At 70.9% G+C, this 15,991-nt stretch carries 14 protein-coding genes; 7 read left to right on the plus strand and 7 right to left on the minus strand.

Translation table 11 applies throughout. From position 1 onward, the window contains the following. The first annotated feature begins 64 nt into the window (after positions 1–64). Entirely contained in the window at positions 65–1,495 is a 1,431-nt protein-coding gene (locus tag ACFWV2_RS10580) for an MFS transporter (RefSeq protein ID WP_384404613.1), read from the plus strand. 37 nt (positions 1,496–1,532) lie between these two features. Beyond that, positions 1,533–2,294: an SDR family NAD(P)-dependent oxidoreductase gene (locus ACFWV2_RS10585; RefSeq protein ID WP_384404615.1), complete on the plus strand. Its 762-nt coding sequence runs from the start codon at positions 1,533–1,535 to the stop codon at positions 2,292–2,294. Positions 2,295–2,303: 9 nt separating this feature from the next. Here the strand turns inward: ACFWV2_RS10585 and ACFWV2_RS10590 are convergent, their stop codons facing one another. Further along, positions 2,304–2,717, minus strand: a complete 414-nt coding sequence (locus tag ACFWV2_RS10590; protein WP_384404617.1) for a VOC family protein — start codon at positions 2,715–2,717, stop codon at positions 2,304–2,306. Between the two features lie 138 nt (positions 2,718–2,855). Beyond that, the gene (locus ACFWV2_RS10595; protein WP_384404619.1) at positions 2,856–3,305 is read right to left on the minus strand and encodes a group III truncated hemoglobin; all 450 of its coding nucleotides are present in this window, start codon (positions 3,303–3,305) and stop codon (positions 2,856–2,858) included. A 224-nt stretch (positions 3,306–3,529) separates the two neighbouring features. On the opposite strand from ACFWV2_RS10595, the gene ACFWV2_RS10600 reads away from it, so the two are divergent. Then, the gene (locus ACFWV2_RS10600) at positions 3,530–4,684 is read left to right on the plus strand and encodes an alkaline phosphatase PhoX (RefSeq protein WP_384404621.1); all 1,155 of its coding nucleotides are present in this window, start codon (positions 3,530–3,532) and stop codon (positions 4,682–4,684) included. Here ACFWV2_RS10600 and ACFWV2_RS10605 read toward each other — a convergent pair. From ACFWV2_RS10605 to ACFWV2_RS10625, 5 genes are all read right to left on the minus strand, one after another. Next, entirely contained in the window at positions 4,654–5,676 is a 1,023-nt protein-coding gene (locus ACFWV2_RS10605; protein WP_384404623.1) for an ArsR/SmtB family transcription factor, read from the minus strand. The two genes, ACFWV2_RS10600 and ACFWV2_RS10605, sit on opposite strands and share 31 nt — an antisense overlap. A gap of 586 nt (positions 5,677–6,262) precedes the next feature. After that, positions 6,263–8,974 carry a pyruvate, phosphate dikinase gene (gene ppdK / locus ACFWV2_RS10610; protein ID WP_384404625.1) on the minus strand — a complete coding sequence of 904 codons (2,712 nt, stop codon included), beginning with the start codon at positions 8,972–8,974 and terminating at the stop codon, positions 6,263–6,265. 356 nt (positions 8,975–9,330) lie between these two features. Further along, positions 9,331–10,467: a tRNA dihydrouridine synthase DusB gene (gene dusB / locus ACFWV2_RS10615; RefSeq protein WP_384404627.1), complete on the minus strand. Its 1,137-nt coding sequence runs from the start codon at positions 10,465–10,467 to the stop codon at positions 9,331–9,333. A 266-nt stretch (positions 10,468–10,733) separates the two neighbouring features. Then, the gene (locus tag ACFWV2_RS10620; protein WP_384404629.1) at positions 10,734–10,940 is read right to left on the minus strand and encodes a DUF6243 family protein; all 207 of its coding nucleotides are present in this window, start codon (positions 10,938–10,940) and stop codon (positions 10,734–10,736) included. Positions 10,941–11,189: 249 nt separating this feature from the next. After that, positions 11,190–12,572, minus strand: coding sequence for a glycine--tRNA ligase (locus ACFWV2_RS10625; protein ID WP_384404631.1), 1,383 nt, complete (start codon positions 12,570–12,572; stop codon positions 11,190–11,192). 177 nt (positions 12,573–12,749) lie between these two features. Here ACFWV2_RS10625 and ACFWV2_RS10630 point away from each other — a divergent pair, with 177 nt between their 5' ends. From ACFWV2_RS10630 to ACFWV2_RS10645, 4 genes are all read left to right on the plus strand, one after another. Continuing rightward, positions 12,750–13,754 carry a metal ABC transporter substrate-binding protein gene (locus ACFWV2_RS10630; RefSeq protein WP_384404633.1) on the plus strand — a complete coding sequence of 335 codons (1,005 nt, stop codon included), beginning with the start codon at positions 12,750–12,752 and terminating at the stop codon, positions 13,752–13,754. 26 nt (positions 13,755–13,780) lie between these two features. Beyond that, complete coding sequence (locus ACFWV2_RS10635) at positions 13,781–14,569, plus strand: metal ABC transporter ATP-binding protein (RefSeq protein WP_384404635.1); 789 nt, start codon at positions 13,781–13,783, stop codon at positions 14,567–14,569. A gap of 2 nt (positions 14,570–14,571) precedes the next feature. Next, positions 14,572–15,465, plus strand: coding sequence for a metal ABC transporter permease (locus tag ACFWV2_RS10640; RefSeq protein WP_384404637.1), 894 nt, complete (start codon positions 14,572–14,574; stop codon positions 15,463–15,465). 71 nt (positions 15,466–15,536) lie between these two features. Then, a complete protein-coding gene (locus ACFWV2_RS10645; RefSeq protein WP_384404639.1) occupies positions 15,537–15,947 on the plus strand; it encodes a Fur family transcriptional regulator in 411 nt (136 codons plus the stop codon). Positions 15,948–15,991 lie beyond the last annotated feature (44 nt).

Raw genomic sequence — 15,991 nt, forward strand, 5'->3', positions numbered from 1 at the left:
CGGGGCGCCCTCTTTTCGGACCTCATATTGGAACGTACGGTCAAGTTAAGGGGGGTGGGGTGGAATGACGGCCACACAGGCTGACGCGACGACCGCGAAGGGGCGGGAGGAGCCCGACGGGACCCCGGTACGGACGACGGGAAGCCACCGGCGGCCCGTCCGGTACGGCTTCGCCCTGCTCGGCGGGATACAGATGACGCTGATCTTCACCCTCGCCTCCCTCGCCGTCCCCCTCCCCCGCATCGGCGCCGAACTCCGGCTCGACCGCGCCGACCTCATCCTGCTGAGCGCCGCCTACGGACTGACCTTCGCCGGACTGCTCCTCCTCGGCGGGCGGCTCGCCGACCGCTACGGCGGGCGCCGGATCCTCACCACCGGACTCCTGGTCTTCGGCGCCGCCTCCGCCCTCGCCCCGCTCACCCCCGGGTACGAGGCGCTGCTCGCCGCCCGGTTCGGCCAGGGCGTCGGCGCGGCGCTCGTCGCCCCCGCCGCGATGGCCCTGCTCCGGTCCCTGTTCCCCGAACCGGCCGCGTACGGCAGGGCGATGGCCACGTGGGGCGGTCTCTCCGTGCTCGGCGCGACCGCGGGGAACCTGCTCTCCGGGGCGATCGCGGCGGCCACCTCCTGGCGCGGCACCTTCGCCGTCCCCGTCGCGGCGGCCCTCGCCGCCCTCCTCCTCGCGCCCCGGCTGCTGCCCGCGACGCCGCCGGAACGGGGCCGGGCCCTTGACCTGCCGGGCGCCCTGCTCGCCACCGCCGGCATCACACTCGCCAGCCTCGGCCTCGTGCTCACCGACGCCCACCCGTGGCTCTCCGCCCCGGTCCTGCCCCCCCTCCTCGCCGGGATCGCCCTGCTCGCCGCCTTCGGCGTCCTGGAGCGGCGGACCGCCGACCCGCTGCTTCCCCCCGACTTCCTGCGCGACGGCCGCCGCGCCCTGGGTCTCGCCGCGATCGGCCTCACGGCGGCCGGCACGGCCACGGTCTTCGTCCTGCTCTCCCTCTCGTTCCAGCAGGGGCGCGGCTGGGACGAACTGCGCACCTCCGCCGCCTTCGTCCCCTTCGCGGCGGCCCTCCTCGCCTCGGGACGTCTCGCGGGCCCGCTGATCGGGCGGTACGGCCCCGGGCGGGTGACCGCGGCCGGACTCGGTACGGCGGCGGCGGGCCTCGGGCTCCTCGCCGCGACCGGCCTCGACGCCTCCGTCCCGTACGCGTACGGGCTGCTTCCCGGCCTGCTCCTGCTGCCGGCCGGCGGCGCCCTGTCCTTCGCGGGCGGCGCCGTCCTGGTGACCGACGGCGTCCCGGCGCACCGGGCGGGGCTCGCCGGCGGCGTCCTCAACACGGCGATGGAACTCGGGCCGACCGTGATCCTCGCCGCGCTGCTCACCCTGGGCGGCGACCCGGTGTCGCTGGCGGTCGCCGCCGCCCTCTTCGCCGCTCTCGCGGGCGTCACGATCCGCGCGAGGCAACCGGGCCGCGTCAACGCCTCGGGCGCGTAGCCCTCACAAGCAACCGCATCTCCTAGGGAGTCCCCTCATGTCCGCACGTTTCACCGACCGCGTCGTCCTCGTCACCGGGGCCGGTTCCGGTCTCGGCCGGGCCATCGCGCTCGCCTTCGCCTCCGAGGGCGCGAAGGTCGTCGTCGCCGGCCGGACCGCCGGTCCCCTCGACGCGACGGTCGCCCTGATCGAGGCCGCCGGGGGCACCGCCGCCGCCGTCACCGCCGACGTGGCCGACGCCGCGTCCACCCGGGACCTTGTCCGGCGTACCGTCGAGGTCTTCGGCGGTCTCGACGTGGCCGTCAACAACGCGGGGGTGTTCCGCGGCGGTCACAGCGCCGCCGACTTCCCCCTGGACGACTGGCGGACGCTGCTCGACATCAACGTCACGGGGGTGCTGCACGCCCTCCAGGCCGAGATCGCGCACATGCGGGCGCACGGCGGCGGGGCGATCGTGAACATCGCGTCCAACCTGGGCCCGCACGTCCGGATCCCCGGGGTCTTCGGCTACCAGGTCTCCAAGGCGGCCGTCTCGGCGATGACCCGGGCGGCGGCCCTGGACCACATCGCCGACGGGGTGCGCATCAACGCGGTCAGTCCGGGTGCCTCGGAGTCCGGCATGTCGCTGCTGCCCGGCGAGACCGAGGCCGAGCGGGAGGTCCGGATGAAGGAGCAGTCACCGCTGGGACGGATCTCGTCCGCCGCGGAGGTGGCGGCCGCGGTGCTCTACCTCGCGTCGGACGCGGCGGGCTCCGCCGTCGGCACCGACCTGGTGATCGACGGCGGCGTCTCCGCCTGACACCGGGGCTCAGCCCTGGGTGGCCGCCGGGTCCATCCAGAACAGCTCCCAGTGGTGGCCGTCCAGGTCGGTGAAGGAACGGCCGTACATGAAGCCGAGGTCCATCGGCTCCTTCGCCGGGGTGGCGCCGGCGGCGAGGGCGGCGTCCGCCAGCTCGTCGCACTTCTCGCGGCTCTCGGCGCTCAGGGTGAGCAGGACCTCGGTGGCCTTGGTCGCGTCGGAGATCTCCTTGCCGGGGGCCGTGAAGGAGGCGAACTTCTCCTCGGTGAGGAGCATCGCGAAGATCGTGTCGCTGATGACGACGCACGCGGCCGTGTCATCGCTCAACTGCGGGTTGGCGGAGTAGCCGAGCTTCTCGAAGAAGGCCTTGCTGGCGTCGAGGTCCTTCACGGGCAGGTTCACGAAGATCATCTGCGGGGCCATGATGTGTTCTCTCTTCCCTCGGTCCGGCCCGCTCGACGCGTTCCGGCGCTTGTCACAGGTAGGACGGGCGCCCCGCCCGGAACTCATCGCTCCCCCGGCGATTCCTCGGAGAACTCCTCCCGTCGACGATTCTCCCGCTCAGGCCACCGAGCGCATCCGCAGTGCCGCCAGGGGGACGAATCCCCCGCTGCCACCGCCGGTCCGCGCCCCCGGTCCGGCGAGCCGTCGCAGCAGGGCGAGGGCGATCCGCTCGCCCTGCTCCTTGGCCCGTTCGGCCCGCGGCCCGGTGTGGAGGCCGTCGACGGTGGCGTGCCAGAGCTGGACCCAGCGGCCGAAGTGTGCGGCGGTGAGGGGGCGCGCGGAGTGGAGGGCCGCGTGCGGGGCGAAGGCGTCACGCCCGTAGGCGGCGGTGCGGAGGAGGGCGCGCTCCCAGAAGTCGGTGATCCGGGGCAGGTGGGCCTCCAGGTCGGTGCCGGCGATCTCGGTGAAGAACGGTCCGATGAGCGGGTCGGCGAAGGCCGCCGTGTAGAAGCGGCGCAGCAGTACGTCGAGGTCGTCGCGGTCACTGATGTCCCGGGTGGCACGCATGCCCCCAGTGTCCCAGCGGGCGCCCTGCTCCCCCAGTGCCGAAGGTCCTCGCGTCGGGGGTGCGTGGCGGGATCCCGACGGGTGCTCCACCCGCCCCGTACCCGCCGCTTCCCCTTCACCGCTTGTTGATGCACAGTCAACTCCGTACTCCTAGGTTCCGGAAGCGCGACCCCGCCACCGACCGGCGTGGCGGGGCGGTTCACCACCCTTCTCAGGAGTGAGACGTGGAGCGACGCAGTTTCCTGCGCGGAGCGGTCATCGGCACGTCGGCCGCCGCCTTCGGCGGCAGCCTGTGGCACGGCGCGGCCTTCGCCGCCCCCGCCCAGCCCGGCGCCGGCCCCTACGGGGCGCTCGGTGCGGCGAACGCCAACGGCATCCAGCTGCCCGCCGGGTTCACCAGCCGGATCATCGCCCGGTCCGGCCAGACCGTGGCCGGCACCTCGTACACCTGGCACAACGCCCCCGACGGCGGCGCCTGTTTCGTCGACGGCACCGGCTGGATCTACGTGTCCAACTCGGAGATCAACCCGGGCGGCGGCGCGAGCGCCGTGAGGTTCAACTCGGCGGGCACCGTGACCGGCGCCTACCGCATCCTCTCCAACACCCGGCAGAACTGCGCGGGCGGCGCCACCCCGTGGAACACCTGGCTCTCCTGCGAGGAGGTCTCCCTCGGCTACGTCTACGAGTCGAACCCGTGGGGCGGCACCAGCTACCGCCGCGACGCGATGGGCCGGTTCAAGCACGAGGCCGCCGCGGCCGACCCGGTCCGCAAGGCGATCTACCTGACCGAGGACGAGACGGACGGCTGCTTCTACCGGTTCCTCCCGACCACCTGGGGCAACCTCTCCTCCGGCACCCTCCAGGTCTTCAAGGCCGGCACGGGCACCTCCGGCACGTTCACCTGGCAGAACGTGCCGGACCCGGACGGCTCCCCGACCACCACCCGCAACCAGGTCTCCGGCGCCAAGCGCTTCAGCGGCGGCGAGGGCTGCTACTACGCGAACGACACCGTCTGGTTCACCACCAAGGGCGACAACCGGGTCTGGCAGGTCAACCTCGCCGCCGGCACCTACGAGCTGGCCTACGACGACTCGCTCGTCTCCGGCGGCGCCCCGCTCACCGGTGTCGACAACGTCACCGGCACCTCCTCCGGCGACCTCTTCGTCGCCGAGGACGGCGGCAACATGGAGATCTGCGTCATCACCCCGGACGACGTCGTCGCGCCGTTCCTGCGGATCACCGGCCAGTCCTCCTCCGAGATCTGCGGGCCCGCCTTCTCCCCCGACGGCAAGCGGCTGTACTTCTCCAGCCAGCGGGGCACGAGCGGCAGCTCCTCCGGCGGCATCACCTACGAGGTGACGGGCCCGTTCCGCGCGTAGCACCGCATGTCCACCGTCCGGTGGGCGCCGCCGAGCAGGGCGGCGCCCAGCGGCGTGAGCGTGTGCAGGACCGCGTTGCCGTGGCGCAGGGTCGCGATCAGCCCGGCCTCGCGCAGGACGCCCGCGTGCTGACTGGCCGAGGCGAGCGACACCCCGGCCCTGCGGGCCAGCTCGCTGGTCGTACCGCCGTCGCCGATGGCGTGCAGGACGGTGGAGCGGGTCTGGCCGACGAGCTTGGCCAGCGAGGAGCCGCCCGGGGCCCGTACGGTCGGCGCCTCGCCGTGGGTGACGGGGTAGACGAGGACCGGCGGCAGCGCGGGGTCACGCAGCACGACCGGGGTCCCCCGGCAGAAGTACGAGGGCTGGAGCAGCAGCCCCCGCCCGTCGAGGTGGACGTCCCGGTCGACCGGGTAGTCGGCCTCCAGGACGGGCGCTCGCCAGCGCAGCATCGGCGGCAGCGAGGCGAGGAGTTCGTCCGCGCCGCCGTCCAGGAGCGCCCGGCCGCGACACGCGCGGTCGGCCTCGACCCGGGCCCTGATGTGCGGCCAGTACGGCTCGACGGCCGCCCGGTGATAACTCCGCAGGGCCCCCACGAGCCGGTCGAAGGGCTCCGCGCCACCGTCGGCGAGGGCACGGAGCGAGTGGGGTACGGTCCGGCCGCCCGACCGGTCCGCCTCGAGCAGCGAGAGCTCGGCGTGCAGCCGGCCGGCGTCGGTCGCGCGGATCGCCTGGAGGCCCTCGTCGAGTCCGTGGACGCCCTCGGCGGGCGTCAGGAAGTCGGGGAAATAGCCGCGGCTGGGGACGAGCGCGGCGAGCAGCCGGGTCTCACCGCTCAGCCGCATCCTGGTTTCGGAGCGCCATTCTCCGTAGACGACGGAGCCGCGCCGGTCCCTTAAACGGTGAAAGCTCAGAATCGTTTCCCACAGAACGTCCGGCCGGGCTGCCGTCCGCACTCCCGCCAGGTCGTTTCCGGTGAAATGAATCCGCAGCATGACGTCCCCACCTGTGCACTCGCAACCACCCCCGACGACGAGTATGCACAGCATCACTGCACGTTACCAGGGTGTTTCAGCCACAGTTGAAAAGCATCGCGGCAATCGGGGCCGAAACGAAAAGCTGTGCGGGTCGGGCAGGAAACCTCAGGACCGAGGTGACGTGGTGGAGACCGTGGGGGGCTTTGCCCGTCCGGCGGCGGTCGGCGAGGTTGCGGCTCACCTGCCCGGCATCGGAAAAGGGCGCGGCCTCCGGGTGGGGATCCGGGGGTCGCGCCCGCTCCGTTCTTTGCCGAAGAAACGGAAAGTTCAAAGGCCAATAATTCAATCGGGCCCAATGGAACAAGAACGCACGTCCGCCCAAAATCAAAACGACGGGACGGACACCTCCGCACAAAGGTGTCCGTCCCGTCTCTCTCGGTTCCGGAGCCGCCGCCCGCCGGTGAGGGTGGGAGATGACCGACGGCGGCCCCGGTGGTTCCGGTGAATCCCCTGCTGAACGGGGGTTCAGCAGGATCCGGCGGCCGTTCCTGAACCCCGGTTCAGGAGGGCCCGACCGCCACTCCCGAACCGGGGGCCTGCGGGGTCAGCGGCTGTCGCTGCCCTTGGACCCGGCCGCCGCGCGACCGGCCTCCAGGCGCGCCACCGGGATCCGGAAGGGCGAGCAGGAGACGTAGTCGAGGCCCACCTCGTGGAAGAAGTGCACCGACTCCGGGTCGCCGCCGTGCTCACCGCAGACACCGAGCTTGATGTCGGGGCGGGTGGCCCGGCCGGCCTCCACGGCGCTGCGCACGAGGGCGCCGACACCGTCCTTGTCGATGGTCTCGAACGGGCTGACGCCGAAGATGCCCTTCTCCAGGTACGCGGTGAAGAACGAGGCCTCCACGTCGTCGCGGGAGAAGCCCCACACCGTCTGGGTCAGGTCGTTGGTGCCGAAGGAGAAGAACTCGGCGGCCTCGGCGATCTGGCCCGCGGTGACGGCGGCGCGCGGCAGCTCGATCATGGTGCCGAGCGCCAGCTTCAGCTCCACACCGGTGCGGGCCTGGACCTCCGCGATGACCTGCTCGGCCTCCTCGCGGACGATCTCCAGCTCCTGGACGGTGCCCACGAGCGGGATCATGATCTCGACGCGCGGGTCGCCCTTGGCGTCGATGCGCTGCGCCGCGGCCTCCGCGATCGCCCGGACCTGCATGGTGAACAGGCCGGGGATGACCAGGCCGAGACGGACACCGCGCAGACCCAGCATCGGGTTCTGCTCGTGCAGACGGTGGACGGCCTGGAGCAGGCGCAGGTCGTTCTCGTGCGGCTCCTTGCGGGACTCCGCGAGGGCGACGCGTACCGAGAGCTCGGTGATGTCCGGCAGGAACTCGTGCAGCGGCGGGTCGAGCAGCCGGACCGTGACGGGCAGCCCGTCCATGGCCTCGAACAGCTCGACGAAGTCCGTCTGCTGGAGCGGCAGCAGGGCTTCCAGGGCCTGGTCGCGCTCGGCGTCGGTGTCCGCGAGGATCAGCCGCTCGACGAACTGGCGGCGCTCGCCGAGGAACATGTGCTCGGTGCGGCAGAGGCCGATGCCCTGGGCGCCGAAGCGGCGGGCGCGGTTGGCGTCCTCGGCGTTGTCGGCGTTGGCGCGGACCCGGAGGCGGCGGACGCGGTCCGCGTAGGCCATGATCCGGTGGACGGCGGCGACGAGCTCGTCGGCGTCGTCGGCGCCGGCGTGCATCCGGCCCTCGAAGTACTCGACGACCGGCGACGGTACGACCGGTACCTCACCGAGGTAGACCTTGCCGGTGGAGCCGTCGATGGAGACGACGTCACCCTCCTCGACGACCTGGCCGTCCGAGGTGGTCATCCGGCGGCGCTTGGTGTCGACCTCGAGTTCCTCGGCGCCGCAGACACAGGTCTTGCCCATGCCGCGGGCGACGACGGCGGCGTGCGAGGTCTTGCCGCCGCGGGAGGTGAGGATGCCCTCGGCGGCGATCATGCCGTCCAGGTCGTCCGGGTTGGTCTCGCGGCGGATCAGGATGACCTTCTCGCCCGACCGGGACCACTTGACGGCGGTGTACGAGTCGAAGACGGCCTTGCCGACGGCGGCACCCGGGGAGGCGGCGATACCGCGCCCGATCTGGTCGACCTTCGCGTTCTCGTCGAACTTGGGGAACATCAGCTGAGCCAGCTGCGCGCCGGTGACGCGCTGGAGCGCCTCGGCCTCGTCGATCAGACCCTGGTCCACGAGCTGCGTGGCGATGCGGAAGGCGGCACCGGCGGTGCGCTTGCCGACCCGGGTCTGGAGCATCCAGAGCTGGCCGCGCTCGATGGTGAACTCGATGTCGCAGAGATCCTTGTAGTGGGTCTCCAGCGTCTCCATGATGTGCATCAGCTGGTCGTACGACGTCTTGTCGATCGACTCGAGGTCGGCCAGCGGCACGGTGTTGCGGATACCGGCGACGACGTCCTCGCCCTGCGCGTTCTGCAGGTAGTCGCCGTAGACGCCCTGGTGGCCGGAGGCGGGGTCGCGGGTGAAGGCGACGCCGGTGCCGGAGTCCGGGCCGAGGTTGCCGAAGACCATCGAGCAGACGTTGACGGCGGTGCCGAGGTCGCCCGGGATGCGCTCCTGGCGGCGGTACAGCTTCGCGCGGTCGGTGTTCCAGGAGTTGAAGACGGCCTCGATGGCGAGGTCCATCTGCTCACGCGGGTCCTGGGGGAAGTCGCGGCCGGTGTCGGTCTTCACGATCTTCTTGAACTGCTTGACGACCTTCTTCAGGTCGGCGGCGTCGAGGTCGGTGTCGCTGGCGACCTTCTTCGCGGCCTTGACCTCGTCGAGGGCGTCCTCGAAGAGCTCGCCGTCGACGCCGAGGACGGTCTTGCCGAACATCTGGATGAGCCGGCGGTACGAGTCCCAGGCGAAGCGCTCGTTGTCGGCCTGGCGGGCGAGGCCGACGACGGACTCGTCGGAGAGACCGATGTTGAGGACCGTGTCCATCATGCCGGGCATGGAGAACTTGGCGCCCGAGCGGACGGAGACGAGCAGCGGGTCGTCGGCCTGGCCGAGCTTCTTGCCCATCTTCTGCTCGAGAGCGTCGAGGTGGGCGGACACCTCGTCGCGGAGCGCCACGGGCTCCGAGCCGCTCTCGAGGTAGACCTTGCACGCCTCGGTGGTGATCGTGAACCCGGGGGGGACCGGCAGACCGAGGTTGGTCATCTCGGCCAGGTTCGCGCCCTTGCCACCGAGCAGGTCCTTCAGGTCCCTGTTGCCCTCGGTGAAGTCGTACACGAACTTCTGATCATTGTTTTCCGACACGGGTCCCGACTCCTCGATGACTCGGTTGGCTGCCCTGACGGCGAGGAACATACCCAGATCGAAGGCTTCTGGGGAGGTACGCCTAGCGGTCACGTGGCCTTAACCACCCGTCCGCCAGCACTTCGAAAGTAACCGAGAAGTAGCTTCCGCTTTCACGCCCCGAAGGCGGCATGACCGAAAGTAGAGGCAAGCCGCTCACATGAGCGCACATTCGAGCACTTGCGTTCAAGTCTTGAACGCTGAAAGGGTGGCACCGGGTGCCACCCTTTCAGGCAGTACAGCCTTCCGTAACCTGCTCATCTGAGCAGCCACCCCCTCAAGGGTGGCGAGGATCACTCCCCCGGAAAGACCGAATCTCAGCCGCCGGACGTGTCCAGCTCGGCGTCCTCACTGACTCCCGCACAGTCGTAAGGGTCCTTCAACCAGCCGTCCGGCAGGACAACCCGGTTGTTTCCGGACGTACGGCCCCGAGGGCCGTCCGCGCCCACCGGCCACGACTGATCCAGGTCCAGCTCGCTCAACTGAGCGCGCAGTTCGTCCAGCGACGAGGTGATCGCCAGCTTCTTGCGCATCTCGGAACCCACCGCGAAGCCCTTCAGGTACCAGGCCACATGCTTGCGGAAGTCGATGACACCGCGTGCCTCGTCACCCAGCCACTCACCGAGCAGTCGCGCGTGCCGCACCATCGCGTCCGCGACCTCCCGCAGACCGGGCTGGGCGTAGGAGCCGGTGCCCTCGAAGCCCGCCACCAGGTCCGCGAACAGCCACGGACGGCCGAGGCAGCCGCGCCCGACGACCACGCCGTCGCAGCCCGTCTCCCGCATCATCCGCAGGGCGTCGTCGGCCGACCAGATGTCGCCGTTGCCGAGCACCGGGATCTCCGGCACGTGCTCCTTGAGGCGCGCGATCGCGTCCCAGTCGGCGGTGCCTCCGTAGTGCTGGGCGGCGGTCCTGCCGTGCAGGGCGATCGCCGTGACGCCCTCCTCGACCGCGATCCGGCCCGCGTCCAGATACGTGATGTGGTCGTCGTCGATGCCCTTGCGCATCTTCATCGTGACCGGCAGGTCGCCCGCGCCGGTCACGGCCTCGTTCAGGATCGCCCGCAGCAGCGGCCGCTTGTAGGGCAGGGCCGAGCCGCCGCCCTTCCGCGTCACCTTGGGGACCGGGCAGCCGAAGTTCAGGTCGATGTGGTCGGCCAGGTCCTCGTCGACGATCATCCGCACGGCCTTGCCGACCGTCACGGGGTCCACCCCGTACAGCTGGATCGAGCGCGGCTGCTCCGTCGCGTCGAAGCGGATGAGCTGCATCGTCTTCTCGTTGCGCTCGACCAGGGCGCGCGTCGTGATCATCTCGCTCACGAACAGCCCCTTGCCGCCGCTGAACTCGCGGCAGAGGGTACGGAAGGGGGCGTTGGTGATGCCGGCCATGGGGGCGAGCACCACCGGGGGCTGCACGATGTGCGGGCCGATGGCGAGAGGGGTGAACGCGGTCATGGGCCCCATTGTCCCGCACCCCGGGAGGCTTCCGTCAGCCGTACGGCCCACGCATGGCCGAGCTCACAGCCGGAGGGCCCGCCGGGTGGGGTGGCGGGGCCCGGACGGCGGAGGAACCGGCCGGACACGGACGGCGGGGAGGCCCCTCGCGTACGGGGAGTGACCGGCCGCGCACGCCGTGACCGGACGCCCACGCCGTGACCGGCCGGTGACGGCGAAGGGCCCGGGGCGGCGCGCGCCCCGGGCCCTCCGTCGTGCGGTGGTGACTACTTCTGACCGGCCTCGCCGGCCTCGGCGGTGTCGTTGCTCTCGGCTCCCTGGGCGCGCTCGCGCATCTTCTGCAGGAGCTCGTGCTTCTTCTCGTCGGCCGTGCGGCGGGCGGCGCCGCCGCCCTGGACGGCGCCGTGCTGGTCGGCGCGGGACAGCTTCTTGCGCTGTCCGCCGACGCCGAGGAGGTTGTTGCGCTTGGCCATGGGGTTCTCCCGTCAGTGAGGTGGGCGGTGGTGGAGCTCGATCAGCCGGGGCCGACGCTCACTCGTAGATCTGGAAGAACGAGGACATGCGGGGGACGCTACCCCGGCACGCCCTCCCCCGGCACGTCCTTTTGCGCCGCGGCGGTCGTCTCCCCCCGGGCGGCGCGCACCGCGGGCCCGGCCCGTACGGGGAAGCCCCCGGTTCCGAGTTCCGGAACCGGGGGCTTCGCCGGGTGCGTACGACCGGGGTCAGCAGCCCAGCAGACGGCTGCCCAGGTAACTCTGGATCTGGTCGAGGGAGACGCGCTCCTGCTTCATGGTGTCGCGCTCGCGGACGGTCACCGCGTTGTCGTCGAGGGTGTCGAAGTCGACGGTGACACAGAACGGGGTGCCGATCTCGTCCTGGCGGCGGTAGCGGCGGCCGATGGCGCCGGCGTCGTCGAACTCGATGTTCCAGTTCTGGCGCAGGTCCGCCGCGAGGCCCTTGGCCTTCGGGGAGAGCTGCGGGTTGCGCGAGAGCGGCAGGACCGCGACCTTGATCGGCGCCAGGCGCGGGTCGAGGCGCAGGACGGTGCGCTTCTCCATGACGCCCTTGGCGTTCGGGGCCTCGTCCTCGGTGTACGCGTCGAGGAGGAAGGCCAGCATCGCGCGGCCGACACCGGCGGCGGGCTCGATGACGAACGGCGTCCAGCGCTCGCCGGACTCCTGGTCCAGGTAGGTCAGGTTGGCGCCGGAGGCCTTGGAGTGCGCGGCCAGGTCGTAGTCGGTGCGGTTGGCGACGCCCTCCAGCTCGCCCCACTCGCTGCCGCCGAACGAGAAGCGGTACTCGATGTCGGCGGTGCGCTTCGAGTAGTGGGAGAGCTTCTCCTTCGGGTGCTCGAACCAGCGCATGTTCTCCTCACGGAGACCCAGGCCGGTGTACCAGTTCCAGCGCTGCTCCATCCAGTATTCCTGCCACTGCTCGTCCTCGCCCGGCTTGACGAAGAACTCCATCTCCATCTGCTCGAACTCGCGGGTGCGGAAGATGAAGTTGCCCGGAGTGATCTCGTTCCGGAAGGACTTGCCCATCTGCGCGATGCCGAACGGCGGCTTCTTGCGCGAGGTCTGCAGGACCTGGCCGAAGTTGGTGAAGATGCCCTGCGCGGTCTCGGGACGCAGGTAGGCGACGGAGCCGGTGTCCTGGGTCGGGCCGAGGTGCGTGGAGAGCAGGCCGGAGAACTGCTTGGGCTCGGTGAACGTGCCCTTGTTGCCGCAGTTGGGGCAGTTGAGGTCGGCGAAGCCGTTCTCGGGGAGACGGCCGTGCTTCTCCTCGTACGCCTCCTCCAGGTGGTCGGCGCGGAAGCGCTTGTGGCAGGAGGTGCACTCGGTCAGCGGGTCGGTGAAGGTGGCGACGTGACCCGAGGCCTCCCAGACCTCCGTGGCCAGGATGACCGACGAGTCGATGCCGACGACGTCCTCGCGCGCGGTGACCATGTAACGCCACCACTGGCGCTTGATGTTCTCCTTGAGTTCGACACCCAGCGGTCCGTAGTCCCAGGCGGCTCGCTGGCCGCCGTAGATCTCGCTGCACGGGTAGACGAAGCCACGGCGCTTGCTCAGGCTGACGATGGTGTCGATCTTGTCGGCGGCCACGGTGCTCTCTTCATTACGACGACGAAGTGCGAATGCCACAGGTTACCGGCGCCCGCACCCCCCGTATCAAATCGGTTCGGTGCGGGGATCACGCGAAGGCCTGGTCGGGGGTCGCGTGGGCGGTGCCACATGTACGACAATTGACAATCGTTTCCAGTTTTGTTGAAAATGAGTGTCATGAACGTACGTCGCCTCATACCCAGCACCGCCCTCGCCGGAGCCGTCGCGCTCGGCCTCGTCTCCCTCTCCGCCTGCGCCGGAAGCTCCGACGCCGCCGACGGGGGAAGCGGCGGCAAGCTGGACGTGGTGGCGTCCTTCTACCCCATGCAGTACCTGGCCGAGCAGATAGGCGGCGGCCACGTGGCCGTCAACACGCTCACCAAGCCCGGCGTCGAACCCCACGACCTGGAGCTCAAGCCGAAGCAGATCGGCGAGCTCGGCGAGGCCGACGTCGTCCTCTACCTCAAGGGCATCCAGCCCGCCGTCGACGAGGCCATCGCCCAGGCCGGCGTCGAGAACACCGTCGACGCCGCCACCCTCACGAAGCTGGAGGCGCACGGCACCGGCGCCGGCCACGAGGGCCACGCGCACGAGGAGCACGCCCACGAGGGCGAGGAGCACGCCGCCGGGGAGGAGGGCCACGACCACGCCTCCGAGGCCGGAGCCGACCCGCACGTCTGGCTCGACCCCGTGAAGTACGCCGAGGTCGCCAAGGGTGTCGGCAGCGCCCTGGAGAAGGCCGACCCGGACCACGCCGCCGACTACCGGAAGAACGCCGACGCGCTGGTGAAGAAGCTCGGCGACCTCGACACCGCCTTCGAGACCGGCCTGAAGAACACCGCGACGAAGACCTTCATCACCACCCACTCCGCCTTCGGCTACCTCGCCGAGCGGTACGGCCTGGACCAGGAGGGCATCTCCGGAGTCGACCCCGAGTCCGAGCCGAGCCCCGCCCGGATCAAGGAACTCCAGGACATCGCGAAGCAGGACAAGGTCACCACCGTCTTCTTCGAGACCCTCGCGAGCGACAGGACCGCCAGGACCCTCGCCTCCGACACCGGTCTGAAGACCGACGTGCTCGACCCGCTGGAGGGAATCACGGACACCTCCAAGGGCGATGACTACATCGAGGTCATGCGGTCCAACCTGGCCGCGCTGCAGAAGGCCCTCGGCGCCAAGTGATCACCGCACAGCAGGAGGTACGAGCCATGGCAGCCCAGACACCGGCGGCCCCGGAACCGGAATCCGTCATCTCCGTCCGCGGTGCCACCGCGGCCCTCGGCGCCCGGCCCGTCCTCCGCGGCGTCGACCTGACCGTCCGCCGCGGTGAGGTCGTCGCCCTGCTCGGCGCCAACGGCTCCGGCAAGTCCACCGCCGTCCGCGCCGTCATCGGCCAGGTGCCGCTGACCGGCGGCACGATCGAGCTGTTCGGCACGGAGCGGAAGCGGTTCCGCGACTGGGCCCGCGTCGGCTACGTACCGCAGCGCACCACCGCCGCCAGCGGCGTCCCCGCCACCGTCCGCGAGGTCGTCTCCTCCGGCCGGCTCTCCCGCCGCAGGTTCGGCTGGACGACGAAGCAGGACCGGGCAGCCGTCGAGCGGGCCATCGACCTCGTCGGCCTCGCCGACCGCGCCGGGGACTCCGTCTCCGCGCTCTCCGGCGGCCAGCACCAGCGGGTCCTGATCGCCCGCGCGCTCGCCTCCGAACCCGAACTCCTGATCATGGACGAGCCGATGGCCGGCGTCGACCTCGCGAGCCAGGAGATCCTGGCGTCGACCCTGCGCGAGCAGGTCGCGGGCGGCACCTCCGTCCTCCTCGTCCTGCACGAGCTGGGCCCCCTGGAGCCGCTGATCGACCGCGCGGTCGTCCTGCGCGACGGCTGTGTCGTCCACGACGGACCGCCGCCCGAGGCCCTCGGCCAGCACGCGCTGCCGGGCCACGACCACGTCCACCCCCACGCGGCCGACGAGCCGATCCGTACCGGATTGCTGACCTGATCATGGAAATCCTCCAGCTCCCCTTCATGCAGCGCGCGCTCCTCGCCGCCGTGCTCGTCGGCATCACCGCCCCCGCCGTCGGCATCTACCTCGTCCAGCGCCGCCAGGCGCTGATGGGCGACGGCATCGGCCATGTCGCCATGACCGGCGTCGGACTCGGCTTCCTCCTGAACTCCAGCCCGGTGTGGATGGCGACCGCCGTCGCCGTCGTCGGCTCGGTCGCGATGGAACTGATCAGGGCGTACGGGAAGACCCGCGGCGACCTCGCGCTCGCGCTGCTCTTCTACGGCGGGATGGCCGGCGGCGTCATGCTGACCAGCCTCTCGACGACCGGCTCCAACGCCAATCTGACCTCGTACCTCTTCGGCTCGCTCTCCACGGTCTCGTCCCAGGACATCACCGCGATCGGCGTCCTGGCCGCCTTCGTGGTCCTCGTCACGGTCGGCCTGCGCCGCCAGCTCTTCGCGGTCAGTCAGGACGAGGAGTTCGCCCGGGTCACCGGCCTCCCGGTGCGCGCACTGAACCTGTTGATCGCGGTCACGGCCGCGGTGACCGTCACGGTCGCCATGCGGGTCGTCGGCCTGCTGCTCGTCAGCGCGCTCATGGTGGTGCCGGTGGCGGCGGCCCAGCAGCTGTCGAAGTCCTTCAGGGCGACCTTCGTCCTCGCGGTGGCGACCGGCGTCACGGTCACCCTGGCGGGCACGGTCACCTCGTACTACCAGGACGTGCCGCCCGGCGCGACGATCGTGCTGTACGCGATCGGGGTCTTCGTCCTCCTCACCCTCCTGGCCACGCCGCTCGCGAGACGACGGGCGCGGGCCGCCGAGGCGGGCGCGGAGAGCTGTGACGCACCGGTTCCGGGAACCCGGCGGCCGACGGACGACGTGAAGGTCTGAGCCGCTCAGCTCGGAGTGACACGGGGGACTGGCAGAATGGCGGGGGCAGACAAGCATTCTAGGAGGCCCCCGTGGTGACGGCAGGACCCCCCGTACGAGGGCGCTCGACCAAGCAGCGGGCCGCCGTGTCGGCGGCGCTGAACGAGGTGGACGAGTTCCGCAGCGCTCAGGAGCTGCACGACATGCTGAAGCACCGCGGTGACTCGGTCGGCCTCACCACCGTCTACCGCACGCTCCAGTCCCTCGCGGACGCGGGCGAGGTCGACGCGCTGCGGACGAGCGACGGCGAGACGGTGTACCGGCGCTGCTCGACCGGCGACCACCACCATCACCTGGTCTGCCGCCTCTGCGGCAAGGCCGTCGAGGTGGAGGGCCCGATGGTCGAGCAGTGGGCCGAGACGATCGCCGCGGAGCACGGCTTCGTGAACGTGGCGCACACGGTCGAGATCTTCGGCACGTGCGCGGAGTGCGCGGAGAAGTGACCTGACCTGACATACGTGGGGGCCCGCACCGGAATCCTCCGGTG

The organism is Streptomyces sp. NPDC058671 (assembly GCF_042716475.1).
Lineage (GTDB): Bacteria > Actinomycetota > Actinomycetes > Streptomycetales > Streptomycetaceae > Streptomyces.